Origin of the sequence: Vibrio sp. THAF64 (genome assembly GCF_009363455.1) — a bacterium.
GTDB lineage: Bacteria > Pseudomonadota > Gammaproteobacteria > Enterobacterales > Vibrionaceae > Vibrio > Vibrio coralliilyticus.
Window position 1 is genome coordinate 1,810,585 of sequence record NZ_CP045355.1, and the last position, 16,949, is coordinate 1,827,533.

The 16,949-nt window shown below is 44.5% G+C and carries 15 protein-coding genes; 9 read left to right on the forward strand and 6 right to left on the reverse strand.

All coding sequences use genetic code 11. The features are described from left to right. Positions 1-127: 127 nt before the first annotated feature. Entirely contained in the window at positions 128-2,908 is a 2,781-nt protein-coding gene (locus FIU99_RS08290; protein WP_006962250.1) for a two component system sensor kinase, read from the forward strand. A gap of 14 nt (positions 2,909-2,922) precedes the next feature. Next, positions 2,923-3,363, forward strand: coding sequence for a membrane protein (locus FIU99_RS08295; protein WP_039952411.1), 441 nt, complete (start codon positions 2,923-2,925; stop codon positions 3,361-3,363). Between the two features lie 69 nt (positions 3,364-3,432). On the opposite strand, the gene FIU99_RS08300 is transcribed toward FIU99_RS08295, so the two are convergent. The 5 genes from FIU99_RS08300 to sctR form a co-directional block, all read right to left on the reverse strand. Continuing rightward, positions 3,433-4,077 carry a two component system response regulator gene (locus tag FIU99_RS08300; protein ID WP_039952414.1) on the reverse strand — a complete coding sequence of 215 codons (645 nt, stop codon included), beginning with the start codon at positions 4,075-4,077 and terminating at the stop codon, positions 3,433-3,435. Between the two features lie 169 nt (positions 4,078-4,246). After that, on the reverse strand, positions 4,247-5,299 hold the full coding sequence (locus FIU99_RS08305; protein ID WP_152472175.1) for an EscU/YscU/HrcU family type III secretion system export apparatus switch protein: 1,053 nt from the start codon (positions 5,297-5,299) through the stop codon (positions 4,247-4,249). Between the two features lie 2 nt (positions 5,300-5,301). After that, positions 5,302-6,084, reverse strand: coding sequence for a type III secretion system export apparatus subunit SctT (sctT, locus tag FIU99_RS08310; RefSeq protein WP_039952418.1), 783 nt, complete (start codon positions 6,082-6,084; stop codon positions 5,302-5,304). Further along, positions 6,085-6,354 (reverse strand): EscS/YscS/HrcS family type III secretion system export apparatus protein, encoded by a 270-nt coding sequence (locus FIU99_RS08315; protein ID WP_006962254.1) that lies wholly within the window; start codon positions 6,352-6,354, stop codon positions 6,085-6,087. Next, a complete protein-coding gene (gene sctR, locus FIU99_RS08320; protein WP_006962255.1) occupies positions 6,351-7,001 on the reverse strand; it encodes a type III secretion system export apparatus subunit SctR in 651 nt (216 codons plus the stop codon). The genes FIU99_RS08315 and sctR overlap by 4 nt, the downstream gene beginning before the upstream one ends. A 188-nt stretch (positions 7,002-7,189) precedes the next feature. On the opposite strand from sctR, the gene FIU99_RS08325 reads away from it, so the two are divergent. Continuing rightward, a complete protein-coding gene (locus FIU99_RS08325; protein WP_006962256.1) occupies positions 7,190-10,015 on the forward strand; it encodes a hypothetical protein in 2,826 nt (941 codons plus the stop codon). Positions 10,016-10,146: 131 nt separating this feature from the next. Here the strand turns inward: FIU99_RS08325 and FIU99_RS08330 are convergent, their stop codons facing one another. Beyond that, entirely contained in the window at positions 10,147-10,509 is a 363-nt protein-coding gene (locus FIU99_RS08330) for a hypothetical protein (RefSeq protein WP_006962257.1), read from the reverse strand. A gap of 258 nt (positions 10,510-10,767) precedes the next feature. On the opposite strand from FIU99_RS08330, the gene ccoN reads away from it, so the two are divergent. The 6 genes from ccoN (at position 10,768) to FIU99_RS08360 (ending at position 16,949) form a co-directional block, all read left to right on the forward strand. Further along, entirely contained in the window at positions 10,768-12,195 is a 1,428-nt protein-coding gene (gene ccoN / locus FIU99_RS08335; protein WP_006962258.1) for a cytochrome-c oxidase, cbb3-type subunit I, read from the forward strand. Positions 12,196-12,208: 13 nt separating this feature from the next. Continuing rightward, on the forward strand, positions 12,209-12,829 hold the full coding sequence (gene ccoO / locus FIU99_RS08340; RefSeq protein WP_006962259.1) for a cytochrome-c oxidase, cbb3-type subunit II: 621 nt from the start codon (positions 12,209-12,211) through the stop codon (positions 12,827-12,829). 15 nt (positions 12,830-12,844) lie between these two features. Then, positions 12,845-13,021 carry a CcoQ/FixQ family Cbb3-type cytochrome c oxidase assembly chaperone gene (locus tag FIU99_RS08345; protein WP_006962260.1) on the forward strand — a complete coding sequence of 59 codons (177 nt, stop codon included), beginning with the start codon at positions 12,845-12,847 and terminating at the stop codon, positions 13,019-13,021. Next, the gene (gene ccoP / locus FIU99_RS08350) at positions 13,018-13,998 is read left to right on the forward strand and encodes a cytochrome-c oxidase, cbb3-type subunit III (protein WP_064487386.1); all 981 of its coding nucleotides are present in this window, start codon (positions 13,018-13,020) and stop codon (positions 13,996-13,998) included. The genes FIU99_RS08345 and ccoP overlap by 4 nt, the downstream gene beginning before the upstream one ends. An 89-nt stretch (positions 13,999-14,087) precedes the next feature. Next, positions 14,088-14,567 (forward strand): FixH family protein, encoded by a 480-nt coding sequence (locus FIU99_RS08355; protein WP_006962262.1) that lies wholly within the window; start codon positions 14,088-14,090, stop codon positions 14,565-14,567. A 9-nt stretch (positions 14,568-14,576) separates the two neighbouring features. Continuing rightward, positions 14,577-16,949, forward strand: coding sequence for a heavy metal translocating P-type ATPase (locus FIU99_RS08360; protein ID WP_152472177.1), 2,373 nt, complete (start codon positions 14,577-14,579; stop codon positions 16,947-16,949).

The following is a 16,949-nucleotide window of genomic DNA, read 5'->3' on the forward strand; positions in this document are numbered from 1 at the left end:
ACCTGAGGGGAAAAGTTTTATTATCTACATCAAGGTAAAGATGGATCTTACGTGATGCTTCACGCTAAGGTAGAAAGAGCGAATCTTGAAATGATTGCGTTAAAAATCAATGACTACAGGAGTAGACATGAAAACTCGTTGGAATTCTTCACTGGTGACCAAACTCACCATTGCTTTTATATCGGTGTTTGTCGGTCTATGGGTACTGATTCAGATAAATGCATTCGATAACACCTACAACGGAACCTTAAAGCAAACGCTGAAGAGTTACGACCAAATCAGTGAGATTCGAGCGCAGATGAATCGCAGTCTTTTTGCTCAAGCGAAGGATGATACCGAGCAATTTGAGCAGCGCCTTGAGCAGTTCCAGACCATGGAAGTGGACTCTAACGCTGAATTAGTTGCCCATCAGTTCAATATCGGCGATACCAACCTACCTATAGAACGCAAACAACTTTGGGCGCTACAAACCTTTGGCATCGCAGGCCAGCAGCGTTATGTAGATAGCTTTATTATTGAGCCGGACAGGCAAGTCTCTATTTATGCTGCTTCAGAAATTGAACGTTCTCACCTTGATCAACGAGTCAATGAGATCATCGACCTTTCTCAACTTGATACGGAAGACGGTTTTCGCTGGAGTGAACCCAAATACGATGCCAGTAGAAACAGCGTCTACATTCTCCTTAGTTACACCTTAAATCCGGAAGATGAAATGGCGCGTCAGGTTGGCTTCGCCATTGACATTAAAGACGTCGTCACTGTCTCCAATGTTTATACCAAAGGCGACCAAAATGTGTTTCTTACACCAGAAGGCGTTGTACCGTTTCATGGTCAGTCTAAACCGGACGAACCAACCAAAGCTCAGTTGAATAACCAAATCATGAAAGCCGGTGGCGTAGAAAATGTTGGAGAGTTTTTTGAAACCGACAATTATTATGTCGTCAGTAAGTTCATCGATGGCCCTGATTGGTTGCAGATTTCCATGGTGCCCAAATCAAGAATTGAGAAGATGGCTTACACACCGTTCTACAACGAGCTCAAATGGTCGCTGGTTTCTTTTGCTGTAATGATTCTAGTCATGTTGTGGATCTTGTGGAAATCACTAGCCCAAACCATCCGTAAATTTGTCGGCATCATTAAAAGTGACCGTCAGCCAACGTTTTCTAGACGCTTACCAGAATCTAGGAAAGATGAACTTGGCGATATCGCTCGCGCTTACAACATGTTGCTCGATACGATTAAATCCAGCTATGACGAGCTTGAGTCTAAAGTTGAACAACGAACCGTTGAGCTTGCTCATGCAAAACAACTGGCTGAAAAGGCGACCGCGCGAAAAAGCGAGCATCTGACAAACATCAGCCATGAACTACGTACGCCTTTGAATGGCATCACGGGTTCGCTTGAGTTACTTCGCAATACTCAGATGAATGAACAACAAGCTGACTTAAGAAATACGGCTTATACGTGTGCTAAATCCCTACTCAGCATCATCAACAACCTGCTCGATTTTTCCAGAATTGAAGCAGATCAAATTGAGCTTAATCTTGCTAGCAATCCCCTTCTCAAAGTGGTCGATGAAGCTATGCTGACGATTCAGTCTAATGTCATCAACAAGCCTGTTGAGTTAAAAACCGTTGTTGCCGATAACATTCCTGAAAGCTGCATATTCGATCCAATCCGAGTAAGGCAAGTACTGGTTAACCTACTCGGCAACGCGGCAAAGTTCACAGAGCAAGGACACATTTTTCTCTACATTGATAGCGAAGATGACATGTTATATTTCACTGTCGAAGATACAGGGCCCGGTATTGCAGCTAATAAGCTGGATGAAGTTTTCGAACCATTCAGACAATCTTCCCAGCATCAGGTTGGCACCGGACTGGGGCTACCTATTTCTCGCAAACTTGCCAGCATCATGGGTGGTAGTTTGTCTTTGAAAAGTGAGCTTGGTGTGGGTTCAACATTTATTTTCGCTATGCCACTGACTGAGCCTGGCATGCGACTACGCCTTAAACAAGGCGTCATTGATGCGCCAGAAAATCTACATACACAGATTTCACTTTGGGGCGGAGAGTGTGTCAATAAACACTCGGAATCACTTCAAAATGATGAACTCAATTATCTGCCTTGGCGACTTTGGAAGCGTTTGTACGAAATTCAGCATGGTATTTCAACTGAGAAAACCACCGTTCCCGCCAAGGAGATGTTGCCTTGGAAGTTGAAAGTACTCTTGGTTGATGATGTTGAAACCAATCGCGATATCATCACCAAAATGTTGGTTGAACTAGGCCAAGAAGTGATTTGTGTGGAGAGCGGTGAGCTAGCGTTGCAAACCGGCGAGCGCCATATCTTCGATCTAGTATTAATGGATATTCGTATGCCAGGCATCGACGGCTATCAAGCGACGCAACTCTGGCGTGAAAGCGAGACTATTCTCGATACCGACTGCCCTATTATGGCATTAACGGCGAACGCCAATCACTCGGAACACGATCAGTCTATGCACCTGATGAACGGCTATCTCACCAAACCTGTTTCATTGAAGGAGCTGGCAAAAGCTCTTGATGTTGCGGCAGAAATTCAGATAGATCGTGACATGCAGCCAGATATCAATACAGACTCAGATACCCCTATTATGGATTTCGCCGAAGACGAATTTACCCAACGACTCGCTAATCATTTCAAAGATATGGCTCAAGCTGCCCGTGAGAGCTTAGCGGATCAGAATTGGCAAGAACTCAGAGACATATTACATAACGTAAAAGGAAGTGCTGGTCTTGCTGGTATCAATGATGTTTCGAGCGCTGCTGCCGATCTAGAAAAGCAATTGGAGCAAACCAATCATATTGAAAGCGAAAAACTTGATCCGCTGCTCCGCGCTTTAGAAAACTATCAATCACGTTCATAGCGAAGTAGGAAAATATGACATACGAACAATGGGACGCAATTGCTGATGCCTACATTCCACTTATAGGTTGCATTAGCCTAATCGTAATCCTGATTACGGGTTTTAGGTCTGGTTTGAGAACCGGTACTAAGCAGCTGCTCGCAACTTTAGTATCAACGCTGTACATCTATGCACTGATGTTTGCAGATAACTATTTCCAAATTTGGCCTTCATTCGGGATGGACTATAGCACCCACACTGCGTTAGCACTGGTGTTCGTCACCTATCTGTTTACCCATAGCAAAGCACTAAAATGGGTCAGCGTGGCGTCTATGATCGCCTATGCCATTTTGATGATGTACCAACACTATCATACGTTTTCAGATATCATCACGACTGCACTCTGCGTTTTACCCGTGCTTTGGCTTTGTCAGACTCGGCTTGTAAAAGGGTTAAACACACAACCTTGTGCCTAACCAATTAAGCATAAAAAACGGCGAACTCAGTAAATGCTTAGTTCGCCGTTTCGTTAAACTTTATCTATATTAGATACCCATCCTATGCGCCCATTTCATTAAATCGGCAACATTGTGGGCGTCTAGCTTACGCATGATGTTCATCCGATGGGTTTCTACGGTTTTCAGACCAATCAACAAAGCTTCAGCAATGTCTCGATTACGTTTGCCTTCGAAGATCAATTTGAGTACCTGTTTTTCCCGCGGAGTTAAAACCGGGATATCCCCCTCTTCAACACCACTTAATGCCTCAATATGTTTGGCATCCAAAGCTGGGTCGAGGAAACTCTTGCCTCGTGTCACACTCTTTATTGCAGCGAGCAATGTACTCTTAGAACCATTTTTCAAAACGTAACCGTTTGAACCGGCATCTAACGCTTCTCGTGCTTTGCGCTCTTCTTCAGAGGCCGTCAATACGATGATCATTATATCCGGCCAACGTTTACGTAACTGTCGAATTGCCTCGACACCGGACATGCCCGGTAGGTTAAGGTCCATGAAGACCATATCAGGCTTGAGCTTAAGACACTCCTCGTATACCCCTAGCCCATCTGTCACGAATCCTACTAACTCCAAATTTGGATATGGAGAAAGGCAGCTTTTTAAACCGTCGAATATAAGGTCATGATCATCCACGACCAAGATTTTTAAATGTGAATACTCGCCAAATGTCATCGTCATTCTCCACGTCAGAAATCGATGCATATAAGGTTCAATATAACCAAACTGCTACGAATTTATTGTTGTTATCGATATTCAATCTATCATTCAACGTGAAGTTATCAAGGGCGTTTTTCATTTAAGTGACATGGGTTCTCATAACGAGGCAGATCGCAGGGCGCGTTTAGTCTTCTCCATCGTCGTAAGAGACGTTCATCACCACGCGAAGTAACTCAGCAACAGGCTCAAACAATGATTCTGGAATGACCTGACCGGGCTCTACCTGGTGATACAAGGCACGTGCTAGCGGAATGTTTTCAACCAGCGGAACCTCATGTTTCTCCGCCATTTCAACAACATGCAGAGCCATATGTTCTTGCGCTTTGTCTAAAACCAATGGCAACGGTGTTTCACCCGGTTGGTAATAGAGGCATACCGCAATGTGCGTAGGGTTTCGGACAATGACTGTCGATTTTTTCACATTAGAAACCAACGAGCCGTTCGCTGTTTCTCTTTGCAGTTCGCGACGTTTTTGCTTCACTTCAGGGTTACCTTCTGTTTCCTTGTATTCCTGTTTAGTGTCTTCTTTCGACATCTTGAGCTGTTTCATTGTCTGGAAATGAACGAAAGCGTAATCCCCAACGGAAAAGACAAGGTAACAAACAAGGAAGGCGCCCCACAGCCATTTGATCAGCGTAAAAATGATCTCAACACCGCAATCTACACCACATGTAGGTAAATACTGGAACAGATTCACATGCTGATGCAGCAGGTAATAAAAGACCAAACTGAGCACCAAAATCTTGAGCATGTTCTTACACAGCTCAAACAAGCTTTTCATTGAGAAGATGTTCTTTGCATTGTTGATGACATTCACTTTGTTAAAACTTGGTTTTAAGCTTTCAGATGCCCAAACAGGTCCTGTCTGAACCATGCAGCTAAACGCGACGGTAATTACCAGAATAAAGACCAACCCTGCAATAAATCGAATAAGGATATAAACAAACGCCGCAACAACGGTTTCTGCCGCTACTTTAAGTGGCAAATCGATAGAAGTGATGGCGAGATCGATCATTTTCCAAATCGCCTCCATCATGCCTTGTCCTTCAATAATGAAGTAACCAAGAATCACTGCCATCTGAAAGCCTGTCACAATCTCATTGCTTTTGATGACTTGGCCTTTTTTTCGCGCATCACGCAAGCGTTTTTGGGTTGGTTTTTCGGTTTTCTCAGCCATACCTAGCCCTTAAATAATTGGAACAGTGTTGAGATGTTGCTTTCAAACTGATTTATTTGATTGAGGTAGTGAGACAGTGCGAAATGCATGCTCACCAAAAGTAGAAAGACGACTAAAATGCTTTTTATGGGCATCGATAGGAAAAACACGTTGAGTTGCTCAACAGACCGGTTAACCAAGCCAAGTGCAACATCCACCATGATCATGACGACCATTGCAGGCAGTGCAAAACTCAAGCACATGTCAGACATCATCTGCCACTGTTGGCTGATAAATGACAGCAGGTCCTGATTAAAAGACAAGGCTGACTCAGGAGGTAACACGGTATAGGACTGGTATAGAGCGGTTAACAAGGCGTTAAAACCACCAGATACCAGAAATAACACTCCGAGTATCTGTGTGAAGAACATACCAAACACTGAGGATTGTAACCCCATCAACGGGTTGAGTACCGTCGACATCGATGCACCACGCATTGTATCGATAACAAATCCGGCCATATCAATCGCCCAGAATGGAATGGCAGCACAGAAACCAACAATCAGGCCAATTAAGAGCTCTTCACCGTAAATGAATATTAGTTCTGTTAATGGTTTAGCTGCAAAGTTAACTGGGTGAGCTTGCATCATCGGGATGATGGGCAGTGCGAACATCAGTACCAGTGTATTGCGAATCAACCCGCTTCCCATCGCTCCACCTTTGAAAAGCGGTAGCATTATCATCATGCCCAGTGGTCGCATCATGCAAAGTGCAAGAATCGGAACATATTGCATCAGGGTTGCCATTTAGCCCCCTATGTATCCAATCTGATCGAAAGCCAATCCAGCGTAGTTAAGTAGAGTGCTCCCCATCCAGTGATAGCTCACAGCAAGTGTGATGCAGACAGCCACCAACTTGATAAGGAATTGTAAAGACTGGTCTTGTATCTGCGTCAGTGCCTGAAACAAACTCACCAGAATCCCCACCGCAGAAGCCACGACGACCACAGGTAAAGAAAGGATCAGTACTAACCAAAGCAACTCAGACGTAAAATGGATAATCACCGCTTCGTTCATGAGAAAGACCCCATCAGTTGACCAATCAGTTTGTCCCAACCACCCATTAGTATGAAAATCAATAGCTTGAACGGTAAAGCAATCGTCATTGGCGATACCATCATCATGCCCATCGCTAGTAAGATGTTAGAAACGATCAAGTCGATGGCGACAAACGGCAAATAAAGCAAGAAACCAATTTTGAACGCTTCAATCAATTGGCTCATGGTAAACGCCGGGACCATGACCAGCAGTGAATCTTTGGATAGCTCGCTTTGGTATTGTTCAGGCCAGATTTTGTGCCCAATCTCAGAGAAGAACTGAATTTGGGTATCACTAGTGTTGTGGCTGAGAAATTGATGATATGGCGCGATGATCTGATCACTGATTTGGCTAAACACTTCCGGTGACGCCCAATCCACAGGATGCGCGGCCAAATTATCTCGTATAGCTAAACCAACAGGCGCCATCGTAAACATCGTCAGAATTAGCGCTAAACCATAAATTGCCATATTAGGCGGGATTTGCTGAATACCCAGAGCATTTCGCAACATGGACAGCACGATCGAAAGTTTTAAAAATGATGTGCCCATGACCGCAAACAATGGCAAAAGTGACATGAAAAATAATACTGCGATCAGTTGAATTGGATTATCCAGTAAGGCCATAAACACCTCCCAACGATGGTTACATGGTGAGTTTGCACTAGATAGCCATTGCTTAGTATCAGGTCAGGACCTGAGATATAAGTGACATGGAATTGAATAAAAATGGAGATATAAGTTTTTATAATCAATCACTTCTGAATCTTCGACATATCCTTTAAAGCTAAGTAAACCTTAGAGGACATATGAAGATGAATATACGTACGCTTAGTCTAGGGCTAGTCGCAACCACCATGGCGTGGTTGACCAATGCAAGCCCTTCTTATCAGGATACTGACACGCACTACCTCGCTTTCGAAGCGGAGGACTACCACAACATTATTCGGCACAACGGAGACAATGACGGTTTCAACGTTGTCTCAATCGACGAATTCACCTCCGAATTTGGCACTTCAGTCTTACCCGAAAATTCAGCCTATCCCGCTTCAGAAAACCGCGCTTTGCTAGCCGATTTTCGCTACGAGTATGACATGAACCAATCAACCGTTGAGTACCAAGTCGTTTTTCAAACACCCGGAACTTATCGCCTTTATTACCGACGCTCTATGTTTGAAAAAGACAATGGGTCTTCCTACGGCGGAGAAGATTCATTTTTCTACGCGAACGAATTTGATGGAGGAGGTTTTGTTCAACATGGCAGCCGTCAATCTCAGGATAGTGATGGTGAATCCAATCCAGAGAGCAACCCTTCTGAGGGAAAATTCTTTTGGTATCGAGTCAACAATGATTTCACCGTCACTCAGCAAGACGTAGGAAGGGTTCTTACGTTTTCAATCCGAGACCGGGAAAAAGGTTTCGCACTTGATCGCTTTATCTTCAGCCTCGACCACGATTTAGATATGGAAGAAACGCCAAAAGATGGTGATCGAAATCAACTTGATGAGTTAGTAAATTCGCCAAAGCAGAAACCAGAATCTGTCCCCCACCTATTTCCAATGGACTATGTACCTCATTTCGAAAGCGATGAAGAGATCCTCGCACGTGAAGTAAAGCTCAAGAATATTCGTAATCAATATATTGCTTACTTATTTGAGCAAGACAGGCTTGGTCATAGCCAACAACTGATCGATGCGCTGATCGCCAAGAATAACGAACAGGATGATTCAAAATCTGCGCTTCGAACTCTAATCATGTTGATAACTGATGAATCTTTTTTCCCCCATTGGAGAGGTGACACAGTTAGTCGACTCTATGCAGAGGGGGAACTTGCGCGCGTTGAAGCTGAGCGAGTCATTGTTGAGAGTGACGGCAAAGTCAACGACCTTAAGCAAGTCACTCCCATTCGTCGATACATGGACTACGCTTGGGGACTCTATATGCTTGGAGCATTTCATGATAATACCGAAGAATCAATACGCTTCCGTACCCAATTCGAGGACTTCGTTACTCGCTATCTTGAAGGGATCGATCCCTACTATAAGGGGGCGTATTACACCACTGGTTACAATAAAGAAGTGTTTGCCATGGACGTAGCATCAACCGTAGCTTTGCTCTACAAAAGCACGAGCAAGTTTCCAAATATGAAAGAAGCTTTTCATTCCTTCTGGCACAACGTCACCCAAATGTCATACGACGGTGACAACTCACCACACTACGACAACAGCACCGGCTTCCAAATCATTTTGAATATGGCGTTAAGGCATGGCCTTGAACAGGATGTAATTCAGTCTGAGCATCTGCTAAGAATCATAGATCGTATTTCGAGAACAGTGATGCCGAGTGGTCAATCTGCGAAATGGGGAAAATCGATGGAGAGTATTTCTTCCGGTCAGATAAAAATATCTGCTGGGGCTAACCTTCCGTGGGTTTTAAAAATGAGCTACCGCTTGTGGCATCATCCTCATTACCTTTACATGGCGCGCAAATACCAGGCTTTTCTTTATCAAGACCATGGTCCATTTTCAGGCAGTGACTATTCACCAGATCTTTGGCCGGCGGGCATTGATGCATTCAATATCGAGTTAGCTAAACCAAACACTGGAGACGTACTGTCTCGTACTACTCCTCGCATAACCTCTTGTTGTGAGTATGACGGACTATTACTTGGCCGCGGTGATACAAACTACGTAGATGTCCAAGATAAGCTGGTACTTTCAACTGGGCATCACCCAAGAGCACCTTATATGTTGATGGATTTGAGCTATACCCAACATAAAGCCGCACATGACCATCGTTCTGGTATCGATAATCACAACTTCAATGGTGCTCATACTGTAACCAGAATGAAACGGTGGGCTGAAGCCAATAAAACCAATGGGATATACATCAATCCTACTCAATATGAATATCCCTCAGCACCTTATCCTTCAAAGGAAGTATCAGCACCCGGAGATAATGAACGGTTTAAGCAAGTCATGAACTATGAACCTTCATCTGGCTATGAGATTGAAGAATATAGTGCACAACAACTCTCTGATGACGCAGCCTATGGCGTAGTTAAATATCGCCGCTACCAATACGAAGATGTAGTTGCTAAGCGTGAAACCGTGTTACTCCACAATGGCGTTTTAGTGGTATTGGACACGCTATCTACTACACCAACCTACTCAGGAGATCATATCGGCGGCGCCCTTTATCAGGTATTACCGCAACTAAAATCGTCACAAGGTAACAACTGGGTTCTTCTTAAAGGGCAACAAAAAATGCTACCAACAGACTTACCCTCAGGAGAGCTACAGCAACTCGATACCTTATTGGTGTTTGAAGCTTCCGATGAAGACGTTGAGGTGAAACTGAGCAGAAACATTTGGGACAATGAAGAAAGGGAATGGTTTAGCGCTTCAAAATCACTTGGCACAAGCGAGTCATTTAAAATTGTCTCTTTGATACTGCCATTAAGAAACAGTCACGCAATCCAATCGTTCGTTAACGCTATAGACATAAAGTATGAGGCCGAATCAACACTGATCACTATTCCGTATAACTCAACACAGAACTTAAAGGTGGCTTTTCATTCCAATCAACCAGCTAACGTTAGCTACGATAATTTCAGTGAAAAAATCACACAAAGTGAATAATAATTTGCTGACTTAGAAATCCTCAAAGAAAAGGCCATTCGCTCTTATATAGAGGGCGAATGGCCATAAATAGAAACAGTAAATATATCTAAACAAAAAGACAATCTAGGTATATTAGATTGATATAAAATTTAAAGGCGGAACTTAACACCAATAATATTTGCTTCTTCGAGATCTTGAAGTGTTAGTTCAAAATCTTCTTTTGATGAGAGTTCAACCTCCCAACTTTTCTCTTTACTTTCGACTTTTAGCAGGGAATTTTCACTGGTTAACTGCCAATTTCCTGTCGGTTTTTCCACTACCAGTTTTGAGCCTTCCAAAACGGCATTGATAGAACTATTTTTAACATTAAAAGTACAACTTGGTTTCAACTCACATTCCACATTTCCTTGCTCTTTGTAGGCCATTGTTCGCCAAATAAACGCAGTAATTAAAAGGGTTAACATGATGATTATTTGAGCAAAACGACCACGTGTGAGTTTTTCGGCTGCCATTCGGTACGGTTCTCCGTGTAACAAACTTCAAAGTTTTAAAATAAAAGGTCAAAACCTGACCGACTGTAAGGTTACTACCCTGTCATTGAATTGTTAAATGCAGTATAGTTGGCGGCTGAAAATGCCACTTTTTTATTAAAATCGGCAAGAAAGTTTAACCGACTGTTTCGGCGTCATTTTCTTTATGGTTTGGGTGGCATTACGACATGTGTCGTGTTGGAAGTAAAGTGTAGTTAATTAGAAATTGGAAGCATGCAAATGAGCCAAGAAAAGCAGCTTGAACAAAACTACAACTATACGGTCGTCCGTCAGTTCACCCTAGTAACCATTCTATGGGGTATTGTCGGTATGGGCGTTGGTGTTTTGATTGCCGCTCAATTAGTTTGGCCACAGCTAAACTTTGATACGCCGTGGTTGACGTACAGTCGTTTACGTCCTCTGCATACTAATGCGGTTATTTTTGCGTTTGGTACAAGTGCTCTGTTCGCAACGTCTTACTACGTTGTGCAGCGTACCTGTCAAACTCGTTTATTTGGTGGCCCTCTTGTTGCCTTCACCTTTTGGGGTTGGCAAGCAATCATCTTAGCAGCAGCTATCACTCTGCCTTTAGGTATGACCTCAGGCAAAGAGTACGCTGAACTGGAATGGCCGATCGACATCGCTATCGCGGTAGTCTGGGTCTCTTACGCTGTCGTGTTCTTCGGGACATTGATCAAGCGTAATACGTCTCACATCTACGTAGCGAACTGGTTCTTCGGAGCCTTCATCATCACAGTAGCGGTTCTTCATATCGTTAACAGCATGGCTATCCCTGTGTCTATGGGTAAATCGTACTCGATTTATTCAGGTGCGGTGGATGCGATGGTTCAATGGTGGTACGGACACAACGCGGTAGGTTTCCTACTCACTGCGGGTTTCCTAGGTATGATGTACTACTTTGTTCCTAAGCAAGCTGAACGTCCTGTTTATTCTTACCGTCTATCTATCGTTCACTTCTGGGCTCTTGTATCTCTATACATTTGGGCTGGCCCTCACCACCTGCACTACACTGCTCTTCCAGATTGGACGCAGTCAATTGGTATGGTGATGTCTTTGGTACTGTTCGCTCCTTCTTGGGGTGGTATGATCAACGGTATCATGACGCTATCTGGTGCTTGGCATAAGCTTCGTTATGACCCAATTCTTCGTTTCCTAATCGTATCTCTATCGTTCTACGGTATGTCTACGTTTGAAGGTCCAATGATGTCAATTAAGACAGTTAACGCACTGTCTCACTACACTGACTGGACTATCGGCCACGTACACTCTGGTGCACTTGGTTGGGTTGCAATGGTTTCTATCGGTTCTGTATACCACCTAGTTCCTCGCCTGTTTGGTCAAGAGCGTATGTACTCTGTGAGCATGATCAACGCGCACTTCTGGTTGGCAACAATCGGTACGGTTCTATACATCGTTGCAATGTGGATCTCTGGCGTAATGCAAGGTCTGATGTGGCGTGCAGTTAACTCTGACGGTACGTTGACTTACAGCTTCGTTGAATCTGTACAGGCTTCTTACCCGTTCTACTTCGTACGTTTCCTAGGTGGTTTCATCTTCCTAACTGGTATGTTCTTAATGGCATACAACACGTACAAGACTGTAACAGCGCCAAAAGATAGCTTAAAAGCTATCCCGCAGCCGGCATAAGGAGATTAAAAGAATGAGTTCTAATTCTAACAATCGCCACGAAATTGTTGAGCGCAATGTCGGTTTGCTAGCGATTCTTATTGTTTTTGCAATCAGCTTGGGTGCTCTTGTAGAGATCACCCCGCTTATTTTCCAAAAACAAACCACTGAGCCTGTTGACAACCTACGCCCATACACAGCTCTTGAGCTGGAAGGTCGTGACGTTTACATCCGTGAAGGTTGTAACGTATGTCATAGCCAGATGATTCGTCCATTCCGTTCTGAAACTGAGCGTTACGGTCACTACTCTGTTGCTGGTGAAAGTGTTTGGGAACACCCATTCCTATGGGGTTCTAAGCGTACTGGTCCAGACCTAGCACGCGTTGGTGGTCGTTACTCTGATGAGTGGCACCGCGTTCACCTAATTGACCCGCGTGAGCTTGTTCCTGAGTCAAACATGCCTGGTTTCCCATGGCTGGCTGACAATGTTCTTGATGGTAAGAACACAGAGAAGAAGTTAACAATCTTCCGCGATCAGTTTGGCGTTCCATACACTGATGAGCAAATCGCAAACGCGTCTAAAGATGTAGAAGGTAAAACTGAGATGGATGCCATCATCGCTTACCTTCAGTCTCTTGGTCACGCAATGAAGTAATAAAGGGGTGAAATTATGGATATCGGTACTATTCATGGTATTTGGACCATAGTGCTTTTCGTGTGCTTTATAGGTGTAGTTTGGTGGGCCTACGGTAAAAACCGCAAAGCTCGCTTCGATGAAGCTGCGAACCTTGTTTTTGCCGATGAAGAGCAAGCACCCTCAAAAGAACAAGGAGTGACTAAGCAATGACTACATTTTGGAGTCTTTGGATAATCATCATCACAGTCGGTACACTGGTCGGCTGTGCTGCACTACTGTTTTGGTGCCTTAAAGATAAAATGGGCGTTGAAGAAGGTGCAGATATGGGTCACGAATACGATGGTATTCGTGAGCTAAACAACCCACTGCCAAAGTGGTGGACGTATCTGTTTGTAAGTACTTTCGTATTTGCAGCAGTTTACTTCACACTTTATCCTGGTATGGGTAGTTTCAAAGGCGTGCTTGGCTGGCAGAGTTCTGACCAGTTGGTAACAACGCTTGAAGAATCAAAAGCGTCTATCGCTAGAGCTCAAGAGAACAAAGAACTTGTGCAATACGCGAAAGAACTAGACGATGCAGAAACTTACTTCGGTGAAGCTTTCAAGCGTCTAGCGTATGTTGATGGTTCTTCTGAACTACGCCCTATTCCAGAAATTGCCGCTGATGAAGAAGCAGTAAAAGTAGGTCAACGTTTGTTCCTACAGAACTGTTCTCAGTGTCACGGCTCTGATGCTCGTGGTCAGAGAGGTTTCCCTAACCTAACTGATGACGCGTGGCTATACGGCGGTGAGCCTGAAGCAATCGTAACGACTGTAATGCAAGGTCGTATCGGTCAGATGCCAGCATGGAAAGACGCGCTAGGCGAAGAAGGCGTTAAAGAAGTGGTTAGCTACACGCTAAGCCTTTCTGGACGTTCTGTTAACGCACGTGAAGCCGAAGCTGGTAAAGCTCGCTTCGTTGTGTGTGCTGCGTGTCACGGTACTGATGGTAAGGGTAACCCTGCTGTTGGTGCACCAGACCTGACCGATCAGGACTGGTTGTTCGGCGGTTCACGCGCTGACGTAACTGAAACTGTAATGAATGGCCGTTCCGGTGTAATGCCAGCATGGAAGGACATTCTGGGCGAAGATAAAGTCCAACTTGTTTCAGCTTATGTCTGGAGCTTAAGCAACTCAGATAATAAGTAACATTTCAATAACGGCCCCTTTTGAAGGGGCCGTCTTTCCTTTACAGTTAAAGCCCTAATTTATTTAATTTTTTTATTGAGAACTTTTGTATGGAAAAGCCTTGGTATAAGCAGTTTTGGCCCTGGTTTATACTCTCCTTAACGGTCGGAGTGTCTATATTAACTTTGGTTCGAGTCGCAATACTTACCAACCACTCAATTCACTTAGTGACTGAGGATTATTACAAGAAAGGTAAAGGTATTAACGTCGACATCACTAGAGTCAAAGTCACTAAAGAGTTAGGCCTTGACGCTACGGTTCGCTCCGAAGGCGACACTGTGGTGATTCAGTTTGATAAAGGCCAGCTAAAGCATTACCCAGCAATTACCGCTATGTTTGCTCACCGAACCCTTCCTGACCATGATTTCACTAAGCTTGTTACATCAGACGCAAGTGGTCAGTACCGACTTAAGCTTGATAGTGAGCTTCAAGGTCCATGGTTTATAGAGCTAACCCCGCACGACGAGAAGTGGCTAATCCAAGGCCGTGTAGAGTTCCCAACATCGTCAGCAGTACAACTAACCAATTAAGAAGCGTCTATGTGCAAATCCTGTTATCACTGTGGTGAAGATGTACCAGCCAACACGGATTTCAAAGTCGAAATTTTGGGTGAAACACGAGATATGTGTTGCCCAGGCTGTGAGACAGTAGCTCAGACTATCGTCGATAGCGGACTGGTTTCCTACTACCAGTATCGAACAGCCCCTGCAGAAAAAGCCGATTTGGTGCCTGAACAACTTCAGGCACTGATTCATTATGACAACGAAGAAGTCCAGTCCGAGTTTGTAAGAAACGCTGAAGACAAAGCCGAAGTTACCTTATCACTAGAAGGTGTATCATGTGCCGCGTGTGCATGGTTGATAGAGAAGCAAGTCTCAACTCGTACTGGCGTTCTCTCTATTCGAGTCAATACCACGACAAACCGAGCAATCCTAGCATGGGATAAAACCCAAACTAAACTCAGCGAACTGCTCTCTAGCATTCATCAGCTCGGTTACAAAGCTGCACCTTTTGAAGCAGATAAACAAGAAGCCGCTTATCATGAGTCCATGAAGCAATATCTATATCGACTAGGCATTGCTGGCTTAGCAACAATGCAAGTAATGATGCTGGCTGTTGCATTGTACCTTGAAGTATTTGGTGACTTGGAGCCTGAATTTAAAAGCTACTTTCGTTGGGTGAGTTTAATCTTCGCAACGCCAGTGATGCTTTACTCTGCCCTTCCATTCTACATCAATGCATGGCGAAGTATTCGCAGTCGAACGCTAGGCATGGATGTGCCTGTCTCATTGGCCATGATCTTCGCTTACTTTGCCAGTTTGGTAGCAACAGTCACCGAGCAAGGTGAAGTCTTCTTTGAATCCATTTCTATGTTTGCGTTCTTCCTCCTCGTAGGTCGCTTTCTTGAGATGCGAGCTCGACGCAAAGCTGCCGCAGCAAGCGGAAACTTGCTCAAGCTCATCCCAGCCATTGCGACTAAGTTAGATGGCGATCAGGTTCCTGTTAAAACGCTTAAACTCGGTGATCAAATTCGTGTTCTTCCGGGCGAGCATGTTCCTGCAGACGGGAAGATCATCAAAGGACGTGTCCATATTGATGAATCCATGTTAACTGGTGAGTCAGTGCCAGTGGTCAAGAATATCGATGATTACGTATATGCTGGCACATTGAATGGCGAAGAGTCGTTCGAGCTAGAAGTGACTTCAACTAAAGCCGACTCGATGATTTCCAACATTGTCCGCTTACAAGACGAAGCGCAGCTGTCGAAGCCGAAAATCGCTCAAATTGCAGACGTTGTCGCCCGTTACTTTGTGGCGATTATTTTAGTAATTGCAGCAGGTACGTGGTTTTTCTGGCATCAGGCCAAACCGGATGACGCATTTTGGATCATGCTTTCAGTCTTAGTGGCTACCTGCCCTTGTGCGTTATCTCTAGCAACACCAACAGCATTAACCTGTGCTACCTCTCGAATGGGTAACCTAGGCATTCTTCTGCGTAAAGGGCACGTATTCGAAACACTCTGTAAGATTAACCACCTTATCGTCGACAAAACAGGCACGCTGACGCACGGCGACATAGTGATCAGCGAAGTAAACACCTTCTCTGATACGTCAAAAGACGAAGCTCTAGCGATCGCAGCCTCACTGGAATCCCACGCAAACCACCCAATCGCGCGAGCTTTTAAGTCATATCAAAGCTTGGAAGTTCAGGTAAATGATGTAGAAAACATTATTGGCTCTGGCATTCAAGGTACTTATCAAGGCCAAAGCGTTAAGATCGGCAGTGCAAGCTTCATTTTGGGGGAGCAAGCAGAAGCGGAGCCTAACTCCGTGTATCTGTCCTTAGATGGTCAACATGTCGCCACCTTCACTTACCAAGACCCAATTCGAGCAGAATCTAAAACATTCATCGAGCGCTTTAAGCAGGCGGGTATCAAAGTCACTTTGCTCACTGGGGATTCCCAATCTAACGCAGACGTAGTCGCCAAAGAGATCGGTATCGAAACAGTGGTTGCAGGCGCAAAACCTCAAGACAAACTGGAATACTTGCAAAACGTCGACGACAACGATGTTACCATGATGATTGGAGATGGAATCAACGACGCCCCTACCCTCGCGGGTGCCCATCTATCTGTCGCGATGGGCGGCGGTGCTGATGTTGCCAAAGCCTCTGCTGATATGGTCCTGCTCGGCGACCAATTGGACCGCATTCTTGAAGCTCGTAAGCTCGCTCTGCAAACACGTAAGATTATCCGCGAAAACCTCGCTTGGTCACTTGGCTACAATGTTTTGATACTACCATTAGCCGTCGCAGGGTTTGTTGCGCCTTATTTTGCTGTTGTTGGTATGTCTGCAAGCTCAATTATTGTAGTATCTAACTCTCTACGCTTGCTCAAAGAACAAGGTAAATAA